A 21,104-nucleotide genomic window follows, 5' to 3' on the forward strand; every position below is an offset into this window, starting at 1 on the left:
ATCCGGCGGGGGTGCCCGATCTCGCGGGCGTCGACCGGCACAGGCGCCTCGCCGGCCTTGCGCTCATCACGCTTCTGTCAGCGGTTCTGTTCGGCGCCGTGGCGCAGACGTCGCCATGGCGTCTTATGGAGATGCGGGTGTTCGACTATCTGTCGACCATCGCGCGCGCGCCGCGTCCCGCGGATGGTCCCGTCATCGTTGCGATCGACGAGCCCTCGATGATGGAGATCGGCGCGCAGTGGCCTTGGCCCCGCTCGCTGCACGGCCAGTTGGTGACGGCGCTGCGTGCCGCCGGCGCACGGGCCATTGCGCTCGACGTGATCTTTGCCGAACCTGCAGCGGATCCGGCTCAGGATACGCGCCTTGCGGCAGCGCTCGGCCCGGACGTCGTGCTGGCAGGGGACGAAACCCTGATCCGCACGCCGCACGCCAACCAGTTCGTCCGCACGGAGCCGCTGGCCCTGCTGACGGCCACCGGCGCGCGAACCGGCATCGCGTCCGTCAGTCTCGACGCCGACGGCGTCCTGCGGCACGTCCCGGCCTATCCCGACGGCCTTGCGCGCCAGCTCATCGACATTGCCGGACGACCTGCGGAGATCGAACCGGGCGAGAAGCTGATCCAGACCTTCGGGCCGGCCCGAACGTACGAAACGGTCTCCTATTATCAGGCGCTCCATCCGGAGCAATTCCTCCCCGAGGGCATCTTCCGGGGACGCACGGTGATCGTCGGGCTGAGCCTCCAGAACGCCCCGACGCTCGACGCGGCGGCGGCCGATGCCTTCCCGACATCCGATACGCTTCAAAGCGGCCGTCTCGTGTCCGGTGCCGAAATTCAGGCGACATTGTTCGACAACCTCTCGGCAGGCCTTTTCATCACCCCGGCCGGACCGCTGCTTCGCCTCTTGGGGGTGGTCGTGGCCGCGGTTCTCGCTGCCGTCCTTTCCCGGGGTGAAACCGGCTGGACCACCGGACTGACAGCCGTGCTCGTTGCAGCCGGCACCGTCGTGGGCGCGGGCGTTGCGATGCGCTACGGTCGCATCTTCCTTCCGCCGCTCGCACCGATCGGCGCCTTTCTCCTCGTTTGCGGCGTCAAGGCCGGGCTCGACTACGCCGCCGAGCGTCACCGCCGCCGCCAGATCACCTCCGCCTTTTCGCAATATCTCGCCCCGGCCGTCGTCGCGAAGCTCGCAGCAAATCCTGCCCTCTTGAAACTCGGCGGCGAGCGACGCGTCCTGACGATCCTCTTCTGCGACGTGCGCGGCTTCACCACCATCTCCGAAGCGCTGAAGGACGATCCGGAGCAGCTGACGACCCTGATCAACCGTCTCCTGACGCCTCTGTCGGATATCGTGCTCGAAAGCGGCGGCACGATCGACAAATATATCGGCGACTGCATCATGGCGTTCTGGAATGCCCCGCTCGACGTGCCGGATCATGCCCTGCGCGCCGTCGAGGCCGCCCTCGCGATGCTTGAAGCGGTGGATGCGCTGAACGAGAGCCTGCGCGCCGAAGCCGTAGCGGCGGGACGCCAGCCTCCGCCGACACTCCGGATCGGCATCGGCATCAACACGGGCGCCTGCGTCGTCGGCAATATGGGCTCGACCCGCCGGTTCGACTACTCGGTTCTTGGAGACAGCGTCAATCTGGCGTCGCGTCTGGAAGGCGAGTCGAAAACCTACGGCGTACCGCTCCTGATCGGCGAGACCACCGCCGCTCTGGTCGGCGACACGATCCCGGTCCACGAGCTCGACCGGATCAAGGTCAAGGGCCGGACCGGCCTCTCCGCCGTCTTTGCCGTCCGGCCGGAGGCGGCCCCCCATCCCACCGGTCGATCGCCGGGTTCGTCGCCATCCTATCCCGCAGGCGTGGCATTTCCGCCCTGAAACCGAGCGCGGAGGTCGTCGGCCAAGGCATCGTGCAGCAGGCGCAGACTGCGGCTGCGGCGAAGGTCCTCATGCGCGACAAGCCAGACGGGCAGGCGGATGACATCGAGATCGGGGAGGACCCGCTCGAGGCCCGGCACCAGCGTCGCCAGCCAGGTGTGACAGGCCCCGATGCCGAGGCCGGCCCGGATGAAACTGTCGCGGACGAGCAGTTCGTCGCTCCGCACCGGCATGCTGTCGGGCCGCAGATCCAGACCCAGCCGGCGCGCGACCGTGCGGACCTCGGTGCCGTCGCGGCTCGAAATCAAGGTGTGGTCGCGCAGGTCTGCGGGGCTTCGTGGCCTTCCATGCTGATCGAGATAGCCGGGCGTCGCATAGAGGCCCAGCGAGACCTCGCCGACCTGCCGCGCAATCAACTCCGGCTGAAGAGGCGCCACGAACCGGATGGCGAGATCGGCATCGCGACGATGGAGGTCCTGCAGCCGGTCGGTGGCGATAACCTCGATTTCGACCCCGGGGACCTTCGCCAGCAAAGTCGGGATGAGCAAAGGCATCAATTGCGTGCCGAAAATCTCGCTCGTCGTTATCCGGACCTTCGAACGAGATGTCTGCGGGGTTGCGAGGGACCGGGCGAGGGTCGTGACGGCCCGTTCGACATCGAGGGCACGCGCAAAAAGAACCTGCGCATGATCCGTCGGCTCCAGCCGAACGCCGCGCCTCAGAAAATAGGTTTCGCCGGCCATGCGCTCCAGCGCACGGATCTGCCGGCCGACCGTCGGTTGCGTCGTCCCGAGTTGTCTTGCGGCGCCCGTCAGGGTTCCGGCCTGCATGACGGCGACGAAGGCACGCACGAGCCGCCAGTCGGCTTCCAATGGAGATAAGGGCACCGTTTCCATGCATCCATGCATAGCCATCATGCATCGGTCGTCAATATGCATGGTCTGCGATCTGTGAGACGGTGGGGAAGATATGTGGAAACGGAGCCGTGATGACCCATCGCACACCTCTTGGCGCGCCCGGACCAGGGCTCGTATCGCCAAAAGTGACGTGTACCGGGACAGGAGAGGCAGCGGCCTTGCCGGCCACCGGAACTGGGGCCGGGACCGAACCACCCGTGTGCGCCGTCCGCCGGCGGAACTCTGGCGAAGCGCGATCGCCCCGTCGGGTCCTGTCTCCAACCCTTGGGACCGTGTCATGACACCGGATGATCTCTTCGCTTGCGCCGGACAGATCGCGCTCGTCGGCTGGAGTCTTCTCATCCTGGGGCCGCGCCGTTTTGCCTGGCTGAACCTTCTCCCCGCGCTCGTCCTGCCTGCCATCCTGTCGGCGCTCTATGCCGTCCTCGTCCTGACGCGCTTTGCCGCAGGGCAGGGCGGCTTTGGCAGCCTCGCCGATGTGCGTCTGCTCTTTTCGGACGACTGGCTTCTGCTCGCAGGCTGGATCCACTATCTGGCGTTCGACCTGATGATCGGCGCCCGCATCGCCGCCCGTCTCGATCGCGTCGGCGTCGGACGGCTCCTGCAGGCCTTTCTCCTGCCCTTCATCTTCCTGTTCGGCCCTCTCGGGGCCCTCATTGCCGGGCTTGCCGAGGGGATGCACAGAACATTCGGGGCCGCGTCCGCGCGCATCCCGTCGCTCAAGCCGCTGGCCGGAGAACCCACATGACCGCCGACCGCCTGGTGCGTCTTCCCGGGCGTGATGGCCGTCGCGCGCCGTCGCACGCACAGATGCCGGCGCTCACCTGCGTCGCGCTGGCTCTGCTGGTGCTCTCCCTTCTCTGGGGCATGGTCGAGAGCCGCGCGCTTCCCGGCGGAGACCCGGTCTGGCTGAAGCCGGCAAAATTCGCCCTGTCCTTCGCCCTCACGTTCGGAACACTGGCATTGGTCCAGGCGCGTCTTTCGGCGGGCTGGGCGCAGAGCCTGACCCTTCGTGTGACCGAAGGCGTCATGACGGCCGCCTTCAGTCTCGAGATGATCTATCTCACCTACCAGGCCGCTTGCGGGGAGGCGTCGCACTTCAACTTCAGCGATGCCTTTCACATCCAGATGTACCAGTTCATGGGTGTCGGCGCAGTGTTGCTGATGCTCGGCATCGGCGTCTTCGGCATTGTCGTGCTTCGCGATCGCGATGTCCGTCTCTCGCCCTCGCTGCGGCTCGCGATCGGCGTCGGGTTCCTTCTCACGCTGGTCCTGACGCTTCTGACCGCAGGCGTGCTCGGCGCCAATGGCGGCCATCTGGTCGGCACGCCGCCACCCGATGCGACAAACTGGCCGCTGCTCGGCTGGTCGGGCACGGTCGGCGATTTGCGGCCCGCGCATTTCCTGGCCCTGCACGCCATGCAGGCTTTGCCGCTCTATGTGCTGTGGCGCGAACGGACGGCCGGCCCTCTCTCCCGAAGGCATATCGCCCTCGCCGCACTCGGCTGGACGGCCCTGACCCTCCTTGTCTTCGTCCAGGCGCTCTCGGGCAGGCCTATCTTTCCGCTTTGAGATCGAGGTGGACGCCGGAGGTGGAGGCGCCCCCTCGCTGGGGTTTCCGGGATCGCCGCGCATGACCGATCCAGAGGCTCCAGGGCCGGCTTCGCGCGTCGGTTGACGCAGGTTGTCAAAGCGCCCGCGCCCGACGACGCGGCCCCGGCGCGTCTTTTGTCCGCCTCCGGACCGTGACAATGCTTAAAGGCGCGCAGCTGCCGCCGGCCGGCGAGGCAGGAAGGAGCGACATTCCAACTTTGCAGAAACAGGACATTTCAATCAGGCCGCCACACGATCATGGCCAAGATCTATCTGCAGTCGAGATCTGTATCGTCTCTTGATAAGGCTTCATTATTTCCTGGCAATGGCGGCGCCAGTCGAAACGCCGTTCGGCTTCATGGCTCCTTAATAAAAATCATGAGCGTCGACGTGCTTAGTGTGATGCCAGCCTGGGTCTCAACCAGGACAGAAACGGAAATTATTTCCGTCAAAGAGCGATCGATACGCGTCATACGACGTAGCAGGCTCAAGATAGCTGTCAAAGACCTTTTGCAAGGAGATCAGTCGCGACACCACTGCGTGTCTGCGTAGCGCTGGCTAATCGCCTCTGTGCCGCGTAGCCCAGCGCCTGGCGTTCGGTATCCTACGTGACCAACCGCCATTCTCTCTCCGTTTTTGGGTTGGAGACGCTGCAAGATCTGCCCGATGTCGAGAAGCTAGAGGGTCGAATGAAGATGAGAAGGGCAAAAGACTGAGGTGGTACTGCCACTCGATGGCGTTGCGGCCGAAATGGGAAGACGCTTGAGCTTGCTGGGTTCAATGACCCAGTGAGATAGCCGTGTTTGTCGAGTCATTAGATGCCGCTCGTTCCAGCAAGAGCGATGGCCTGATGTTTCAAATTCACGCTGCCACGTACGCATGACGCGGCGTAAATGGCCCGTAACTTCGGCTATCGTGTCCGGGCCGGACGGCGCTCGGTATGCGAGGTGCTTGTTGCCGCCCGTACGGCTGCCTTCGCTATCGGATCTCGAAGGGAAAATACTTGGCGTTGATAAAATCATAGGTCCCATCCGCCTGGATGGTGTCCAACGCCGCGTTCATCGTCTGGAGAAGCTGGCGATCGTCAGGACGCAGCGCGATACCGGCGCCATCGCCGAAAAACTCAGGGTTCTTGATGTCCGCACCCTTGAACACGCAACAGCTGCCAGCCTTGGTGTTTGTGAGCCAGTCATAAACCGCCAGCTTGTCCTCGAGGATAAGCTCGACGGCACCCTCAGCCAACCCCTTGTAGAGATCAGGAGAGGCAGGGAAAACCGTCACAGATGCGGTTGAGTAGAATTGCTTGACATAAGCCTCCTGCGACGTGCCGGCGGTAACGCCGAGACGCACGCCCTGGAGATCTTCGGGGTTGAAGCCTTGAAGCGCATTGTTCCTGCGCGAGATGAAGACGGTCGGGCTGTCATAGTAACGTTTGGTGAAGGTGACCTTCTGGCGGCGTTCCTCGCTCATAGACATGGATGAAATGATAGCATCATAGCGCCCGGCAAGGAGGCTGGGGATCATGCCGGTCCATTCCTGGATCACGAACTCGCAGGTCAACTTTCCCGCATCGCAAAGCGCCTTCGCGATATCGACGTCGAAGCCTTGAAGCTGTTGATTGGAATCGAGGTAGTTGAAGGGTGGGAATGCGCCTTCGACAGCAATCTTGACTGTCTTCTGGTCTGCCGCACCGGCATCAAAGGGATTAAGCAGGGCAAGGACTGCGAACGCAATGAAGCCGAAACGCGACAGTTGCGATGGACAGGGAATGCTGTGTTTTTGCATGGTGTGATCGCTTCTGCCTCTGATCTCGGCGCGGCCACCTGCTGCGCTAACGTTACATTGGATCACATAAATCCTAACGACTGCTGTACTGACGTTCTCAATTCTAGCAGGAGGCTTAACAAGGTTTGGGTAAGTAATAAGCTTCACCATCCGCTTCCAGGGTGGAAATATCTGTGATATCTAATACGTCTCTTCATTCGTTTGTCGGACCCTCATCTCGAAGTTCCTCGGGACGTATTTTAGTTCTCCTCGGAATAAGTGCTTTCGCTGTCTTGGGACTGGTCTTCCTGGCGGCCATGTGGGCCGGAACGGAAAGCGATGCTGCAGCGCTTGATCGGCAGCGGAGGCTTGTCGACGGTCGCCTCAAGGATCAGGTCGAAAGGGTGCTTCAGGATATCCGCTTGATGGGCGCCGGATATCGTTCTTTTCTGAAGACCGCGTCTCATCAGGGGGCAGCCCCGCCTGGATCGGACACGGCCGCCTCCCAGGTCGCAGCGACTGCGACCTTCGGTGACATCGCGACGCGGATCTTCGGCTACGATGCGACCTTCTTCCTGACGGGCTCCGGCACACTCATGGCAGAGACGGGCAGCAAGGCGGCCAAGCGGTACAAATGGATACGGCCTCTCCTGCAGCCCGTCATCAGCGGGGTGCAGAAGGGAAAGGACCAAGCAGGGGCTGGTTCATCGCCCGCGAGCCGGGTCGAGCTCTTGCGGCTGGAGGGGCGACCCGCGGTAGTGGGGGTCACCTCGATCGCGTTCGACGGTCCAGCAACGTTGGAGGCGCAGCAACGAGACGCACCGCTGTTTCTGGTCGCCTTCCGCTTTCTTGACGGTGCAGCCCTCGACGCGTTGAGCAAGGAACAGGGCCTGATCGGCGCGCGCTACGCACGTGCCGCAGATCAAGAGGACACGGAAGTCGCGTTTCAGATCGAGGCGACATCCAGTCGAGAGCCCATCGGCTTTATCATCTGGAAACCGGATCTGCCGGGGTCGCGGGTGATCGGCCGGCTTGTCCCGGTGCTCTCTCTGGCCGCGCTCTTGATCGCCGCGCTCTTCTTTCACCTGATGATCCGGTTGAGACGGAGCCTGAACGAACTGGGGGCGAGCGAACAGCACGCACGCCACCTGTCGCTGCACGATGTGCTGACGGGCCTGCCCAATCGGGCCTTGTTTGCCATGCATTTTGACGAATGCCTGGCGGAGCTCCGGTCCGGCGGCGGCGCTGCTTGCGTAGCACTCATCGACCTCGACCGGTTCAAGGACGTGAACGACGAGCACGGTCACCCGGTGGGCGATGAGCTGCTACGGGTGGTTGTCGCGACAGTCCTGGACCTGCTGGCGCCTTCCAAGGGCGTCTTGGCGCGCTTTGGCGGCGACGAGTTCGCTTTGCTCCTGAGGCACCGAACCGGACAACAGCAAGACGGGATCGACCTGTGTGGAGACATTGTCTCCGCCCTCGGTCAGCCGATCTTTCTTCCCCACAGCAACACGACGGTCCAAATCGGCTGCTCCATCGGGATCGCGTCCTTTGCCTCGGCGGCCATTGGGACCGAAGAGATCCTGCGACGGGCCGACCTCGCCCTCTACGATGCGAAAGCCAATGGCCGTGGACGCTTCGTCTCCTACCGGCCCGATATGGACGCAAAGGGCGAGGCGCGGGATGGGCTGAGAAGCGATCTGCAGGCCCTACTCTCCTCCGTCGGCTCGACGGACGATGACGGAAAGACCGCCCGGACCGACCTCGGCTCCCTTCAGGTCTACTTTCAAGGCATTCATCGTGGTCATGGAACCGGAGAGCTTTCCGGCGCAGAAGCCCTGGTTCGGTGGCAGCATCCCAAACACGGATTTCTGACGCCGGAGAGATTTCTGCCCATTGCCGAGGAAAGCGGCCTGATGCAAGACTTGGGCAGATGGGTCCTGCGGGAGGCAGCCCGGCTCGCATCCGCCTGGCCTGCGGATCTGCCCGTTTCGGTGAACGTCTCGCCATCGCAGTTTCTTCACGAGGCATTCCACCAGGAGCTGCTGGCAATCCTCGCCGAGACCGGACTGCCGGCCTTCCGGCTCGAGCTCGAAATCACCGAAGCGGCGCTCTTCAACTTCGGTCAAAAGGCGCAGTCGAGCGTGTCGCGACTGCGCTCCGAAGGCGTGCGCATTGCTCTGGATGATTTCGGAACCGGATTCTCGTCCCTCAGCCATCTGATCCACGTCCAGATCGATCGCATCAAGATCGACCGGTCCTTCGTCGAGCTCATCGGCACGCGAGCAGAAGGCGCGGCAATCGTGTCCTCGATCGTGAGGCTCAGTCAGTCGATCGGGACGATGACGACGGCGGAGGGGATCGAAACCGAGGGTCAGAAGGACTTTCTCGTCGCTCTCGGCTGCAACGACCTGCAGGGGTTTCTGTTCTCAAGGCCCGTTCCCGCCGCAGCCTTTGCTGCCTCCCTCGCATCGACCGCCGCATCGCCCGTGCACCGCTCGCTTTGAAGGCGTGGCCTCGGCCTCTCTCATGTCAGTGATTGTGCCTGGGCATCGTCTTGGCAATCTGGCGGAAATCGGCGGCTCCTTCGATCACGGCGCCATCGGACAGTTGGGTCACCGTTTGCCGGTAGATCCGCTGCCATGGTGTGGCGTCGGCCGGCACCGTGGGGATCCCGTCGGCCTTGCGGCGCTCGATCTCCTCGTCCGAAACCAGCATGTCGCAGCGTCCCGCGTTAAAATCTATCCGGATACGGTCGCCGTTGCGGAGCCAGGCAAGCCCTCCGCCCGCCGCACTTTCCGGAGACGCATTTAGGATTGACGGACTGTCGGCCGTGCCCGATTGACGACCGTCGCCGATCGTCGGCAGGCTGGTGATGCCGCGCTTCAGCAGATGATCCGGCGGCTGCATGTTGACCACCTCGGCCGATCCGGGCCATCCAAGCGGACCTGCCCCGCGGATCACGAGAATGGTGTTTTCGTCGATGCCGAGATGCGGATCGTTGATCCGTGCATGGTAGTCTTCGGACCCGTCGAAAACGACTGCCTTTCCCTCAAACACGCCTTCGTGCCCGGGCTCCATGAGATAGCGCTCGCGAAAGCCTTGCGAGATCACGCTAGTCTTCATGATGGCAAAATCGAACAGGTTTCCTTTCAGCACAAGAAAACCCGCCTTCTCCTTCATGGGTCGGTCATAAGCAAAAATGACGTCCCGATCGGAGGACTGTCGTCCCGAGAGATTATCCAACATGCTCTTGCCCGTCACGGTTCGACAGGTGCCGTCGAGCTTGCCTGCCTGCAGCAATTCCCACATGACCGCCGGTGTGCCGCCTGCGCGGTGATACCGCTCTCCGAGATACGCACCGGCGGGCTGGATATTGGCAAGCAGCGGAATGTCGAACCCGTGGACCTGCCAGTCCTCGGGCGCAAGATCGACCCCTGCGTGCTTTGCCATGGCCGCAAGGTGCGGCTGGGCATTCGTGGAGCCGCCGATGGCAGAGTTGACGCGAATGGCATTGAGAAAGGCAGCGCGGGTCAGGATATCGGACGGTCTGATGTCTTCGACCACGAGCTCCACGGCCCGCTTGCCCGTTCGGTAGGCCATCTGCCCCCGTTCCCGATAGGGGGCCGGAATCGCGCCGCATCCGGTCAGGGACATCCCAAGGGCCTCGGCCAGCGCATTCATCGTCGAGGCTGTTCCCATGGTGTTGCAGTGCCCGACTGATGGTGCGGAATCGAGCGCCGCCTGCAGGAATTCTTCGCGATCGATCTCGCCTGCTGCAAGCTTGCGGCGCATCCGCCAGATCACCGTTCCCGACCCGACGAGGTCGCCTTCATGCCAGCCGTCCAGCATCGGCCCGCCCGAGAGCACGATTGCGGGAATGTCGACGGTCGATGCCGCCATCAGGGCCGACGGCGTGGTCTTGTCACAGCCGGTCGTCAGGACCACGCCATCGAGAGGATAGCCGTAGAGGATTTCCACGAGGCCGAGATAGGCAAGGTTTCGGTCGAGCGAGGCTGTCGGGCGTTTGCAGTTTTCGAAGATCGGGTGCGTGGGAAACTCGATGGGAATACCACCGGCATCCCGGATGCCGTCCCGCACGCGCGTGACGAGGTCGAGATGGACGCGGTTGCAGGGTGTCAGGTCGCTTCCGCTCTGGGCGATGCCTATGATCGGCTTGCCCGCCCGCAATTCCTCCGGCGTGATGCCGTAGTTCATGAAGCGCTCCAGATAGAGCGCGGTCATGTCGATATGATCTGGATTGTCGAACCAGTCCTGCGAACGGAGACGGCGGCTGGTCTGGGGAACGGTGCTCATGGGCAGGACCTGACGGTGTAGATTTCAAAATCGCAGCGAAATAGGAACGTGTCGTTTCACGGATAGAGTATAGGCGGCCGGGCAAAACTTACGATATCAGCCGTGCGGCGCGGCCGCTGCGCCGTGTCGCATTGTTGTAGTAGCTCGACGCCTGCTGGACAGATCGATGCCGCGATTGCTCCATCGCCTCCTGCAACGGGACGCCACGGGTTGCGGCTTCGGTAAGATAGCCCGACCGCAGCCCATGGGCGGAGAATGCCTCGGGATTAAGGCCTGCCTGCGCCGCTCGAGACTTGAAGATCTGGTAGATCGCACCAGGCTCCATTGCCCGCTTCGATACATTGCCCCAACGATCAATCTTCCGAAAAATACTTCCGCTCTCGATTCTGGCCGCTGCAAGCCAGGCATTCAGTGCGTCCACCGGACGACCCGTGAGGTAGACGACGTCTTCATGCTCTGCACCCGATGTCTTGGTGCGGCCGAGATGGATGGCAAGAGAGGGGAGGGGAGGGCCGCCTTCGACGGCGATGGGCAGCTCGATTGTAAGCTGTTCCGTGCGCGGACCGGCGATCTCGCTACGCCGGCGTGCGCCCGATGCGAAGGCGACCATCAGGATAGCCCGGTCACGGACATCACGAAGATTGCCCGTGCTGCAGGTCGCCAGCATTTTGGCAAGCACATCTCCTGTGACAGCCTTGGCGCTCTTGCGTTTTCGCGATCGCGGAGTGGCGCGCACCGCAAGCCGGATCGCCGATTTAAGGGCAGGTGATGAGAAGACGCCTGTCAGGCCCCGCCATTTCGTCAGCGTCGACCAACTCGCAAGCCGCCGGCGCACCGTATCGGGCGCATGTGGTCCTGATGATCGAAGAAAACCTTGTTCCCGCAGGCTCTGCTCGACATCGGCCGGCATGCCGTGACGAGGATCGATATCGCGCTGGTTGGGCTGCCACAGATGGTGGGCAACGAATTTGAGAGCCAAGGCCTCCGGCGCTGGCCAGGGGAGGGAAGCGCCAGTAGCGGCGAGCGACCACGCCTGCAGATAGGCAAGGTCGGACGTGAGTGCGCGCAGGGTGTTTTCACCCATGCCTTCGTTGACCAGATGGCGCAGCGTCTCGACACCTGATCGGTCAGAAGTTCGGCCAGTTCGTTGCGTCGATCTATGGGCAGCCCCGACGCAATGGGGTCGAGCTGTTCGGTGCGATGCGAGACGTTATGGCTGGCAGCCGGTGCGTGAGAGGATTTTTGGATCATCTCATCTGTCCAATCTCAAGCACAGGTTTGCAAACGTTACGGAAAGCCCGTATATTCCGGAATAAAGGAGTTCTGCCATGACCTCGACAGTGACAGCAGCAGCCGTTTCCAAGAATTTTGGCGCCTATCAAGATGCTGCGGTCCGCGAGCCGGTGATTATTACCAAGAACGGCCGGCCGCGTACGGTTCTTATTGCTTATGAGGATTATATGCGTCTGGCGAAACGCGATCGTCGCGTCGATTTGACGACGGCGCTTGGCGATGGTGAACTTCCTGCTATCGAAGCGTCGCAGATGGAGCCGGGTCTCGATCATCTCAATGCCGAACTGCTGATCGACAAAAATGCTGCCGACTGAGCCGAAGGTCGGCTGGGTTTTTCGCTATTCCTATTTGTGGCATTGGCAGCATCTCGAAGGCAGGGAGGAGGGCGAAAAGGACCGACCGGTGCTGGTGTTGGCGATTGTTGCGACCTTGGACGACGGTACGCCCGCGGTCCGTGTTCTGCCAATCACCCATTCGCCGCCCTCTGATCCAAGCGATGCCATCGAAATCCCGCCTCCGACAAAACGGCGTCTCGGATTGGATGACGAGCGATCCTGGATCGTCCTGACGGAAAGCAACCGGTTTGTCTGGCCCGGACCGGATGTACGACCTGTCGATAGCGAGACTGGCTACCTTGGTCCTTTGCCGCCGGCGTTGTTTGACGAGATTAAGCATCGCTTCGTCGAATTGGCGCGCAGCCAGCGACATCGCCCCCTGGCCCGCAGCGAATAGCAGCAGCGCTGCGGTCGTGGACCTTGGCCGGCCGGGTATAGGATCTGCATTATCGAGCAAAATGGGTGTTGTATGACCGTTGTTGTCGCCGGGCTTTACAGATCTGCGGGCTGCAATCAGTCACCTCCGGTAAGGGTCGCTTTCAGGCGGCAGATTTCATAAGAGCTGATGGCCAGGAACGCCGTTTTGCTTGTGCAAGCCCATTCCACACATTGGAGGTATGCCTGGAAGCGCGTATCTCATGGACCGCGGTTGCTCTATCGTCAGCGCCAGAGTTGAAGCGCGGCTCCAACAGCCGGACGCGCGCTCCACCGTCATGCAAACTGCAGTGTGGAAAGACAAATGTGGGATTGGGTCCCTGTCGTCTTCGTTATATTCAAGATGCTTGCGCTTGGCGTGGCCATGTTCTTGGCCATCAAATGGCATCATGACCAGGCGGAGAAGGGAAAGACCCGGGCCACACTTCGCACAGGCCTCGTCATGGCCGCGGTCTTCGTGCTCGCGCTCCTCATTGTGGGTTACCTCGCCTACGCCTTGAGCAGTCGGCTCGGTCTGGACCTGAGCCTTTGACACGGGCGTCCCTTCGACCACCTTCGCACAGGCTGTTCAGGAGCGTTCGATCAGTTCGATCAGAAGATCAGCCGTCGCGCTCTCGGGTGTACCGAGGTCGCGGACGCTGCTCATGTGATCTGCCGCGTTGATCGTCTGCCGTGTGACTGCCAATCCTTGCCGCTCCATGGATAGGGCGAGCGCGCTCGCCTGCTGGTGGAACGGCTGCGTTTCCTTGGCACCAACGGCGACAATGACCCGGCAATCGACATCATACAGGTGAGAGAGGGGCGAAAAGGCCGCAACCTCGCCATCAGTAATGCCGATTTCCGACGCCAGAAAAGACGTCTGCAGCGGCTTGAGATCGTAGATGCCGCCGAGAAGCAGTGCGGCGCGAACCATCGATGACGATGCCTGCTGGTGAAACAGGAACGTCGCGAGATGAGCGCCTGCTGAATGCCCGCTCACCGTCAGCCGAGCGGGGTTACCGCCGTAGGTGGAAATGCTTTTCACCACCCATTGCGTCGCGCGCCGCATCTGATCCACGAGCACATGCATTCTCACCTTCGGCATCAGCGAGTAGTCGACGATGACGGCGATGGCTCCAGCGCGGGTTATCGTTCTGGCGACATACGCGTAGTCCCGCCTGGAAAACATCCGCCAATAGCCGCCATGGATGAACATATGCACGGGCAGGTTTTCCCGAGGACCCTCGGGGAAGAAGATGTCCAGCGTCTCGTCACTGCCGGATCCGTAAGCGATGCCCGCCGCCATGGGCAAGGCCTCCCGCGTCAGGGCGCTTGCCGCAACGATCCCCTCCACGATGACGTCGAAATCCGCCACTTGGGCACGGATACGGAACGGGTCGGTCTCCAACAGTGATCTCCTTCGTTCAGAAGCTCGTTGCGATGTATTTGGCTTCCATGAACTCCGCAACACCATGATGCTGGCCGCCTTCGCGACCGAGGCCGCTCTGCTTCACGCCTCCAAAGGGGGCAGCCGGATCGGAGACCAGTCCGCGGTTGAGGGCAATCATTCCGGCTTCAAACTGGGTGGAGACGCGCAGGCCGCGGGAGAGGTCGCTCGTGTAGACATAGGCCGCAAGCCCGTATTCCGTGTCGTTGGCGCGGCTGACGGCTTCTTCCTCTGTGTCGAAGCGATAGAGAGGCGCGACCGGACCGAAGATCTCTTCGTGCGCCATCTCGGATGTGGCGGGAACATCGACTAGAACCGTCGGCGGGTAGAAGAAGCCGGCCCCTTCCGGTGCTTCGCCACCGCACAGAACGCGCGCACCTTTTGCCCTGGAGTCTGCAACGAGGCGCGCGATCTTGTCGACAGCCTTGCGGGTGATCATTGGCCCGCACTCGGTCACGCTGTCGACGCCCGCGCCAACCTTCAACGCGGCCATCCGTCTTGCCAGGCCCTCCGCAAAGGCATCGTAGATTCCAGACTGGACATAGAACCGGTTGGCAGCGGTGCACGCTTCCCCGGCATTGCGCATCTTGGCGATCATCGCGCCATCCAGCGAAGCTTCGAGATCCGCATCGTCGAACACCACAAACGGCGCGTTGCCACCCAGTTCCATCGAGCACGAGATGACGGTTCTGGCGGCTTGGGCCAGCAGGAGACGGCCAACCCCGGTCGACCCCGTAAACGAAAGCTTCCTGACGCGCGGGTCTGCCAGAATCTCCGCGGTGATCGGGCCAGGCGTCGTTGTGGTCAGAACGTTGACGACACCTGGCGGAACTCCAGCCTCTTCATAGAGGGCGGCAAGGGCAAAGGCTGTCAGCGGCGTTTCGCTGGCGGGCTTGAGGATCACCGTGCATCCCGCAGCCAATGCAGGGGCAATCTTACGCGTCGCCATGGCTGCCGGAAAATTCCAGGGTGTGATCAGCAGGCAGATTCCGATGGGTTGATAATCGACGATGATGCGATTGGTGCCTGCAGGTGCGATCCCGAATTCGCCCGTGATTCGCACGGCTTCTTCCGCATTCCACCGGAAAAACTCTGCGGCATAGGCGACTTCGCCGCGGGCATCGCGCAAGGCCTTGCCGTTTTCCATCGAAATGAGAGTCGCGAGCATCTCCGAGCGCTCGATCATCAACTCGAAGCACCGGCGCAGGATCTCGGAGCGCCGGCGGGGAGGGGTCGCCCGCCAGGAGGGTGCGGCGGCCGCGGCAGCTTCGATGCACAGACGCGCGTCCTCGATCGTCGCGTCGGGGACGGAGGCAAGCCTGTTCCCCGTCGAGGGATCGACGACCTCGATGACCTCTCCGCTGCGGGATGGCTGCCAGGCGCCGTCGATGTACAGGCCGCGGGACGCGGCGGCGAAGTCGGGCAGGTGGTTGTCAGCGTGCGGCGTTTTCTGCGAGATATCCATGACATTCCTCGATTCAAAGAGCGGAACCGGCGAGGTCGCCGGCATAGGCCGCTCTGACAAGACGCTTCATGGCGTCGAGATCGAATGGCCGCGGGTTGTTCTTGATCAGTCGGTCGATGCCGAACGCCTGCTCGGCCGTCCAGTCGACCTTGTCGGCAGGAAGCCCCAGATCGGCGAGCGTCCGGGTGATGCCGATCGCTGCAAAGAGCCTCCTGATTTCCTCGATCGCACCGGTCGCCATTTTCTCGGTATCGTCGTGGTCGCCGGCAAGGCCAAGCGCGATCCCGATCTCTGCCATCTCGGCGGCCGATGCGGCCTTGTTGTAGGTCATGACGTAGGGCATCATCGTTGCCACGCCGAGGCCGTGAGCCGTGTGCGTCAGGGCTCCGGCGGGATATTGAATGGCATGCGCCGCTGCAGTGCCGGCCGTGCCGAAGGCGCATCCAGCCGCAAGCGCTCCCATCATCACATCGGCTCTTGCGTCCTCGTCCGCACCGTCCTTGCAGGCCTTCTCGAGACTGCGTCCCAACAGTTTGATCGCCAGCAGCGCAAAGTGATCCGTGAGCGCGCTTTTACCGATGAACACGTGCTTCTGCGTCAACATGTGGTCGTTGGTCCGCCGCGCCGCGGTGAAGGCCTCGATCGCATGCGTGAGGGCGTCAGCTCCGGCGACCGCTGTCAGTCCCGGCGGGCACGTCATCGTCAGTTCCGGATCGCAGATCGCGCAGGTCGCGATGAGGTAGGGGCTGGAAATTCCCACTTTGAGCGTCCGCTCGGAATCGGAGATGACCGCGACCGGCGTGACCTCGGAGCCGGTGCCAGCCGTTGTGGGAACGGCGATCACCGGGATTGTCGGCCCGGGAACCATGAACTCACCGTAATAGTCTTGCAGGCGGCCGCCATGGCTGAGCAAGAGCGCCGCGCATTTCGCCATATCCAGGCAACTGCCTCCGCCGATCCCGATGACTAGGTCAGGTCCGAAGTCCCTTGCGTGATCCACGCACACGGCCACGGTTTCCTGGGGGACGTCGGGCTGGACGTTGTCGAACACGACAACATCGACCGATGCCGCTTTGAGCGCAGCGACGATGTCGGCGAAGACGTCGGTCGCCGCGAACCTTTCGTCGGTGCAGATCAAGGCCCGTTTGCCCAGTCTTGCAGCGACCGCCGGCAGCGCATGACGCTGGCCTTTGCCAAACAGGATTTCTTGCGGAAGTCGTAGAGCGGCAAAGAGGTTCATCGTGCCTGTCCTATGGAAAGCGAGCTTTGGGGAAGCGAAAAGCTGTTCAGGTCCCGCCAGAGCTGTGGCGATGTCTGAAATCCGCGGAGGAGGGCGTCAGCACGCCGGGCGGCCGCGCCATCTCCGGGAACGGCGACAGGGGTGCCCGTGTCCGATGGGGTCGATGCGCGCACAAGGTCAAGGTAAGCTGAAAGGCGAGCCATGAGGTCGGGATTTGACCCGATGTCGATAGCGATGAACACGTCGCCCTTGTTGCACACGGAATCCGCGTCGAGCGTGCCGTGGATATCAGGCGCCATGACCGAGCCTGCCAAGGCCGCGACCAGAAGCTCCAGTCCCATGCCGAGCGCATAGCCCTTCGCCTCGCCAAAGGGCGCGATCGCACCCTTGGTGGCGCGTGCGGCATGTGTCGTCGGCTGACCGGTCTCATCCCGCGCCCAGCCGAGGGGGATCGACAGTCCGTTGGCGGCATGGTGGTGGATCTTGCCCATCGAGACGACGCCCGTTGCCAGGTCTACGACCATCGGACGCCCTGCCGTGGGAACGGCAATGGCCAGCGGGTTGGTGCCGAGCATGGCGCGCGTGCCGCCATAGGGGTGAACGAGCGCCTCGCTCGTGGACAGCGCTATCCCAACCTGGCCGCGTTCGGCGAGCCAGGCGACATAGTGCGACAGCATTCCCAGATGATTGCCGTTGCGGATACCTGCTATGGCGATGCCGGCCGTGGCCGCCCGCGCGCTCAAGAGCGTCAAGGCTGCGCCGGCCACGACCGGGCCGAGTCCCCTGAGGCCATCCACCCGGAGATAGGACGACGACGACCAGCTTGCCGCCCCCTCACTATTGGGGTCGATCAAGCCTCTCTCAATCCTCTGGAGGATGCGCGGCAACCGCTGGAGCCCGTGCGATGGGTGTCCCGTTAGTTCGGCCTCGACCAGAACGTCCGCCTGCAAGGCGGCGTGAACCACTCTGCAACCCCTCTGCTCCAGAAGCGTCGTCGCCAAGTGCAACGCGTCCTCTCGTAAAACCCTCATGAAAACTCCAATATCAAATCCTATAGGATATGGGATTGCATATAGGGCACCATCGTGTTAGCTGTCGTTCATGTCAAGAGGCAACGAGATGCAGAACAGAAATTCGGCGACCCCTATGAGACCATCAGAGAACAGCGGCTTCATTCAGCGGAGCAACAGTTTGGCGGAAAGCGTTTACGACGCGATCTTCGCTCAGCTAATGGCGCTGAACATCCCCCCTGGGGGCCGCATATCCGTTGACAGCATGGTGCGGGAACTCAATGTGTCCCAGACACCTATCCGAGAGGCGCTCGGTCGTCTCGAGGGTGAAGGTCTGGTCGTCAAAACCCATTTGATCGGGTACAGCGCTGCGCCGCAGATTACGCGGCGCAGGTTTGATGAACTGTATGAGCTTCGCCTGCTGCTAGAGCCGATTAGCGCCGCAAAAGCGGCTGCAGGAATGGACGAGGCCAAGCTCGCTTTTCTTCAGGAGGCAGGTGGTGTCATGGGGCGCCGGGATGGTTCGGACGAGCGTATCCGCTATTCGACGTTTGCCCGCCAGGATGCGGTCTTTCATGACAGGATCCTCGACGTTGCAGGAAACGAACTGATCCGCGAGACGCTCAATCATCAGCACACGCATTTCCATATCTTTCGCCTGATGTTCCATTCTCGGGTGACCGAGGAAGCCTTGGACGAGCATGAAGCCTTGTTAGCAGCGTTTTCCGCTGGGGACGCGCAGGCGGCTGAGAAAGCCATGCGGACCCATCTGGAGCATTCGCGTGACCGCTTGATTCCCGCGTTCGAATAAGGTGGGTCCCATGTCGGCTGCTGTTGTTCTTCAGAGTGAGAAAGACGATGTGCGCCATGGCGAGCGTCCCAAGATGGGACCCGTTCTCCATGCTGAAGGACTCTCCAAGGACTACGGTCCCGTGACGGTCCTGTCCAATGTCACGCTCGATGTGTTTCCCGGCGAGATCCACGCCATCATAGGCGAGAACGGTGCCGGCAAATCGACATTCATGCGGCTTCTCTCAGGCTATGCCGAGCCCACCTCCGGAACGATCGAGATTGCAGGCCGGAATGTCCGCTTCTCCAAGCCCGAACATGCCCAGAATTCCGGAATCGTTCTCGTTCATCAGGAAATCCTGCTTGCCGACGGTTTGACCGTCGCAGAAAATCTCTTTCTCGGACGCGAATTGATGCGCAACGGGATGGTTGATGACCGGACGATGCGTCGTCTCGCTGTTGAAAAGCTCTCCGAGCTGGGCTGCCACGTCAAGCCGAACAGGCTGGTCCGGGACATCTCACTTGCTGATCGCCAGCTCGTTCAGATCGCCCGCGCACTTCTCGACGACTACAAGCTTGTCATCTTCGACGAACCGACGGCGGTTCTGACAGGAGGCGAAGTCGAGCGGCTGCTTGCGCTCATCCTGCAGCTCAAAAGACACGGCGCGGCGGTCCTTTACATCAGCCACAGACTCGACGAGGTGCAGCGGCTCGCCGACAAGGTTAGCGTACTGCGTGATGGCAAGCTTGTCGGCACCTATGCGGGCAGCAATCTCAGCCAGATGGACATGGCGCGCCTCATGGTCGGTCGTGACCTTGCGGCCCTCTACCCGCAGAAGCGAAACGGTGCGGCTGGAGCGCCCTCTCTCGAGGTGCAGGGCCTGGTCGTGCCGGGCTACGCCAGGGATATCAGCTTCACGGCACGAAAAGGAGAAATCCTCGGTTTTGCGGGGATGATCGGGGCGGGGCGTACGGAAGTGTTCGAAGGCATTATGGGCCTGAGAGCCGCCCATGGAACGGTCACGCTCGACGGCCAGACGATCGACATCCGCTCGCCACGCGCCGCAATGGACGCGGGCATCGGCTACCTGACGGAAGATCGCAAAGGAAAGGGCCTGCTGCTCCAGGAGCGACTGGCGCCCAATCTGACGCTGTCGGCACTTACGCGGTTCCACCCCAGCCTCGTGATGCGCCGCGCTCGGGAGCAAGCTGCGCTTGTCGATGCGGTCGACACCTATGACATTCGGCTGAAGACGCTCGGCGTCAGGGCAGGTCAGCTCTCGGGCGGCAACCAGCAGAAACTCCTGCTGGCCAAGGTCCTTTTGACCAACCCGTCTGTCGTCGTCATCGACGAGCCGACCCGTGGCATCGATATCGCCAACAAAGCCCAGATATACGCCTTCGTCCATCGCCTCGTCGGCGAGGGCAGGACGTGCATCGTCGTCTCTTCGGAGATGCAGGAGCTGATCGGTCTTTGTGATCGCATTCTTGTGATGCGAGAGGGACGCATCACGGGAGAGGTGTCGGGAGACCGGATGACTGAGCACGACATCGCACTGCTGGCGACAAGCAACGTCACGACAGCGGCAGAGTAGGGAGGAGGAACCACATGAGTACGCTCGTAGGAACAACGCCGCTCAGGCACGAACGGGATTGGAACATCGGGTGGGCAGACGTCGGGCCATTCCTGGCTCTTCTGGTGCTGCTTGTGATCGGGTTCATCATCAATCCGGACTTTCTGTCGGCGACCAATCTTGGTAACGTGATCACCCGAAGCGCTTTCATCGCGATCATAGCCGTCGGCGCGACGTTCGTGATCTCGTCTGGCGGGCTGGACCTGTCCGTGGGATCGATGGCAGCGTTCATCACGGGCATCACGATCCTCTTCATGAACAGCATGGCGCCCGAGTGGGGCCTTGCGGCAATTCCCGCGGGAATGGTCATGGCGCTTGTCATCGGGACAGCCTGCGGTCTGATGAACGGCCTCATCGTCACGGTCGGGAAGATCGAACCTTTCATTGCGACGCTCGGCACGATGGGGATCTTCCGGGCGCTCATCACCTTCATGTCCGACGGGGGCACGATTCCGATCGATCGCAGTCTGCGCGAGGCCTATCGCCCCGTCTATTTCGGCACTGTCGGCGGCATCTCGGTCCCCATCCTGATCTCGATCGCCGTCGCCGCCGTGGCATCCTTTTTCCTCTACAAGATGAAGTATGGCCGAAAGTGCGCTGCCGTCGGCGCAAACGAAGACGTGGCGCGCTATTCGGGCATATCGATCATCAAGACCCGCACAATCGCCTATGCGATCCAGGGCGCGTGCGTCGCCATCGCGGCCATTTGCTATGTGCCCCGTCTTGGCGCCGCAACGCCGACGACGGGCGTTCTCTGGGAGCTTCAGGTCATCACGGCCGTCGTCATCGGCGGCACGGCGCTGCGCGGTGGCAAGGGGCATGTCTGGGGCACGGTCGCAGGCGCCGTCATTCTCGAACTCATCGCCAACCTTATGGTCCTGTCGGACTTCGTCTCGGAATATCTGGTGGCCGGGGTTCAGGGGGTCATCATCATCATCGCGATGCTCATTCAAAAGTTCGCGAAGTAATTCGTGTCCGGACCGCGCGAGTGCTTGTTTGCAGG

The 21,104-nt window shown here is 62.2% G+C and carries 17 protein-coding genes and 1 pseudogene; 10 read left to right on the plus strand and 8 right to left on the minus strand.

Translation table 11 applies throughout. The features are described 5' to 3' along the window. The first annotated feature begins 65 nt into the window (after window positions 1-65). Window positions 66-1,883 carry an adenylate/guanylate cyclase domain-containing protein gene (locus tag ASG25_RS10250; RefSeq protein ID WP_277996167.1) on the plus strand — a complete coding sequence of 606 codons (1,818 nt, stop codon included), beginning with the start codon at window positions 66-68 and terminating at the stop codon, window positions 1,881-1,883. Here ASG25_RS10250 and ASG25_RS22715 read toward each other — a convergent pair. Then, the gene (locus tag ASG25_RS22715; RefSeq protein ID WP_162242183.1) at window positions 1,853-2,800 is read right to left on the minus strand and encodes a LysR family transcriptional regulator; all 948 of its coding nucleotides are present in this window, start codon (window positions 2,798-2,800) and stop codon (window positions 1,853-1,855) included. The genes ASG25_RS10250 and ASG25_RS22715 overlap by 31 nt on opposite strands. Before the next feature lie 277 nt (window positions 2,801-3,077). Here ASG25_RS22715 and ASG25_RS10260 point away from each other — a divergent pair, with 277 nt between their 5' ends. After that, entirely contained in the window at window positions 3,078-3,548 is a 471-nt protein-coding gene (locus tag ASG25_RS10260) for an abscisic acid-deficient protein Aba4 family protein (RefSeq protein ID WP_062473129.1), read from the plus strand. After that, window positions 3,545-4,372, plus strand: coding sequence for a hypothetical protein (locus tag ASG25_RS10265; protein ID WP_062473131.1), 828 nt, complete (start codon window positions 3,545-3,547; stop codon window positions 4,370-4,372). The genes ASG25_RS10260 and ASG25_RS10265 overlap by 4 nt, the downstream gene beginning before the upstream one ends. Window positions 4,373-5,371: 999 nt before the next feature. Here ASG25_RS10265 and ASG25_RS10270 read toward each other — a convergent pair. Further along, window positions 5,372-6,178: a transporter substrate-binding domain-containing protein gene (locus ASG25_RS10270; RefSeq protein WP_082480071.1), complete on the minus strand. Its 807-nt coding sequence runs from the start codon at window positions 6,176-6,178 to the stop codon at window positions 5,372-5,374. A 272-nt stretch (window positions 6,179-6,450) separates the two neighbouring features. Between ASG25_RS10270 and ASG25_RS10275 the strand changes: the two genes are divergently transcribed. Further along, window positions 6,451-8,664 (plus strand): EAL domain-containing protein, encoded by a 2,214-nt coding sequence (locus ASG25_RS10275; protein ID WP_244479373.1) that lies wholly within the window; start codon window positions 6,451-6,453, stop codon window positions 8,662-8,664. 25 nt (window positions 8,665-8,689) lie between these two features. Here the strand turns inward: ASG25_RS10275 and ASG25_RS10280 are convergent, their stop codons facing one another. Together ASG25_RS10280 and ASG25_RS10285 are read right to left on the minus strand one after the other, a co-directional pair. Beyond that, entirely contained in the window at window positions 8,690-10,474 is a 1,785-nt protein-coding gene (locus ASG25_RS10280) for an IlvD/Edd family dehydratase (RefSeq protein ID WP_062473135.1), read from the minus strand. Between the two features lie 88 nt (window positions 10,475-10,562). Beyond that, window positions 10,563-11,725: pseudogene (locus ASG25_RS10285) on the minus strand (site-specific integrase). Between the two features lie 77 nt (window positions 11,726-11,802). Between ASG25_RS10285 and ASG25_RS10290 the strand changes: the two are divergent. From ASG25_RS10290 to ASG25_RS10300, 3 genes are all read left to right on the plus strand, one after another. Continuing rightward, window positions 11,803-12,081 carry a type II toxin-antitoxin system Phd/YefM family antitoxin gene (locus ASG25_RS10290; RefSeq protein WP_062473137.1) on the plus strand — a complete coding sequence of 93 codons (279 nt, stop codon included), beginning with the start codon at window positions 11,803-11,805 and terminating at the stop codon, window positions 12,079-12,081. Continuing rightward, window positions 12,068-12,499, plus strand: coding sequence for a hypothetical protein (locus ASG25_RS10295; RefSeq protein ID WP_062473139.1), 432 nt, complete (start codon window positions 12,068-12,070; stop codon window positions 12,497-12,499). Before ASG25_RS10290 ends, ASG25_RS10295 begins: the two co-directional genes overlap by 14 nt. 342 nt (window positions 12,500-12,841) lie before the next feature. After that, window positions 12,842-13,069 (plus strand): hypothetical protein, encoded by a 228-nt coding sequence (locus ASG25_RS10300; protein WP_062473141.1) that lies wholly within the window; start codon window positions 12,842-12,844, stop codon window positions 13,067-13,069. 36 nt (window positions 13,070-13,105) lie between these two features. Here ASG25_RS10300 and ASG25_RS10305 read toward each other — a convergent pair whose 3' ends face one another. The 4 genes from ASG25_RS10305 to ASG25_RS10320 all read right to left on the minus strand — a co-directional run bounded on the left by ASG25_RS10305 (window position 13,106) and on the right by ASG25_RS10320 (window position 17,699). Beyond that, complete coding sequence (locus tag ASG25_RS10305) at window positions 13,106-13,822, minus strand: alpha/beta hydrolase (RefSeq protein WP_347360100.1); 717 nt, start codon at window positions 13,820-13,822, stop codon at window positions 13,106-13,108. A gap of 118 nt (window positions 13,823-13,940) precedes the next feature. After that, window positions 13,941-15,428 (minus strand): NAD-dependent succinate-semialdehyde dehydrogenase, encoded by a 1,488-nt coding sequence (locus ASG25_RS10310; RefSeq protein ID WP_062474462.1) that lies wholly within the window; start codon window positions 15,426-15,428, stop codon window positions 13,941-13,943. A 13-nt stretch (window positions 15,429-15,441) separates the two neighbouring features. Next, entirely contained in the window at window positions 15,442-16,668 is a 1,227-nt protein-coding gene (locus ASG25_RS10315) for an iron-containing alcohol dehydrogenase (protein ID WP_062473145.1), read from the minus strand. Next, a complete protein-coding gene (locus tag ASG25_RS10320) occupies window positions 16,665-17,699 on the minus strand; it encodes an Ldh family oxidoreductase (RefSeq protein WP_062473147.1) in 1,035 nt (344 codons plus the stop codon). Before ASG25_RS10320 ends, ASG25_RS10315 begins: the two co-directional genes overlap by 4 nt. Before the next feature lie 88 nt (window positions 17,700-17,787). Between ASG25_RS10320 and ASG25_RS10325 the strand changes: the two genes are divergently transcribed. The 3 genes from ASG25_RS10325 to ASG25_RS10335 all read left to right on the plus strand — a co-directional run bounded on the left by ASG25_RS10325 (window position 17,788) and on the right by ASG25_RS10335 (window position 21,069). Then, complete coding sequence (locus ASG25_RS10325; RefSeq protein WP_062473149.1) at window positions 17,788-18,489, plus strand: GntR family transcriptional regulator; 702 nt, start codon at window positions 17,788-17,790, stop codon at window positions 18,487-18,489. Between the two features lie 73 nt (window positions 18,490-18,562). After that, window positions 18,563-20,062, plus strand: a complete 1,500-nt coding sequence (locus tag ASG25_RS10330) for a sugar ABC transporter ATP-binding protein (protein ID WP_062474464.1) — start codon at window positions 18,563-18,565, stop codon at window positions 20,060-20,062. Between the two features lie 14 nt (window positions 20,063-20,076). After that, window positions 20,077-21,069, plus strand: a complete 993-nt coding sequence (locus ASG25_RS10335) for an ABC transporter permease (RefSeq protein ID WP_062473151.1) — start codon at window positions 20,077-20,079, stop codon at window positions 21,067-21,069. The last annotated feature ends 35 nt before the right edge of the window (window positions 21,070-21,104 follow it).

Origin of the sequence: Rhizobium sp. Leaf384, from assembly GCF_001424065.1 — a bacterium.
Taxonomy (GTDB): Bacteria; Pseudomonadota; Alphaproteobacteria; order Rhizobiales; family Rhizobiaceae; genus Ferranicluibacter.

What these genes read in the sequence shown, in the direction of transcription:
- ASG25_RS22715 (WP_162242183.1), bottom strand. Translation starts at nt 2,800, where the DNA reads ATGATGGCTATGCATGGATGCATGGAAACGGTGCCCTTATCTCCATTG.
- ASG25_RS10260 (WP_062473129.1), top strand. Translation starts at nt 3,078, where the DNA reads ATGACACCGGATGATCTCTTCGCTTGCGCCGGACAGATCGCGCTCGTC.
- ASG25_RS10265 (WP_062473131.1), top strand. Translation starts at nt 3,545, where the DNA reads ATGACCGCCGACCGCCTGGTGCGTCTTCCCGGGCGTGATGGCCGTCGC.
- ASG25_RS10270 (WP_082480071.1), bottom strand. Translation starts at nt 6,178, where the DNA reads ATGCAAAAACACAGCATTCCCTGTCCATCGCAACTGTCGCGTTTCGGC.
- ASG25_RS10280 (WP_062473135.1), bottom strand. Translation starts at nt 10,474, where the DNA reads ATGAGCACCGTTCCCCAGACCAGCCGCCGTCTCCGTTCGCAGGACTGG.
- ASG25_RS10290 (WP_062473137.1), top strand. Translation starts at nt 11,803, where the DNA reads ATGACCTCGACAGTGACAGCAGCAGCCGTTTCCAAGAATTTTGGCGCC.
- ASG25_RS10295 (WP_062473139.1), top strand. Translation starts at nt 12,068, where the DNA reads ATGCTGCCGACTGAGCCGAAGGTCGGCTGGGTTTTTCGCTATTCCTAT.
- ASG25_RS10300 (WP_062473141.1), top strand. Translation starts at nt 12,842, where the DNA reads ATGTGGGATTGGGTCCCTGTCGTCTTCGTTATATTCAAGATGCTTGCG.
- ASG25_RS10305 (WP_347360100.1), bottom strand. Translation starts at nt 13,822, where the DNA reads ATGGCGGCGGGCATCGCTTACGGATCCGGCAGTGACGAGACGCTGGAC.
- ASG25_RS10310 (WP_062474462.1), bottom strand. Translation starts at nt 15,428, where the DNA reads ATGGATATCTCGCAGAAAACGCCGCACGCTGACAACCACCTGCCCGAC.
- ASG25_RS10315 (WP_062473145.1), bottom strand. Translation starts at nt 16,668, where the DNA reads ATGAACCTCTTTGCCGCTCTACGACTTCCGCAAGAAATCCTGTTTGGC.
- ASG25_RS10320 (WP_062473147.1), bottom strand. Translation starts at nt 17,699, where the DNA reads ATGAGGGTTTTACGAGAGGACGCGTTGCACTTGGCGACGACGCTTCTG.
- ASG25_RS10325 (WP_062473149.1), top strand. Translation starts at nt 17,788, where the DNA reads ATGCAGAACAGAAATTCGGCGACCCCTATGAGACCATCAGAGAACAGC.
- ASG25_RS10330 (WP_062474464.1), top strand. Translation starts at nt 18,563, where the DNA reads ATGGGACCCGTTCTCCATGCTGAAGGACTCTCCAAGGACTACGGTCCC.
- ASG25_RS10335 (WP_062473151.1), top strand. Translation starts at nt 20,077, where the DNA reads ATGAGTACGCTCGTAGGAACAACGCCGCTCAGGCACGAACGGGATTGG.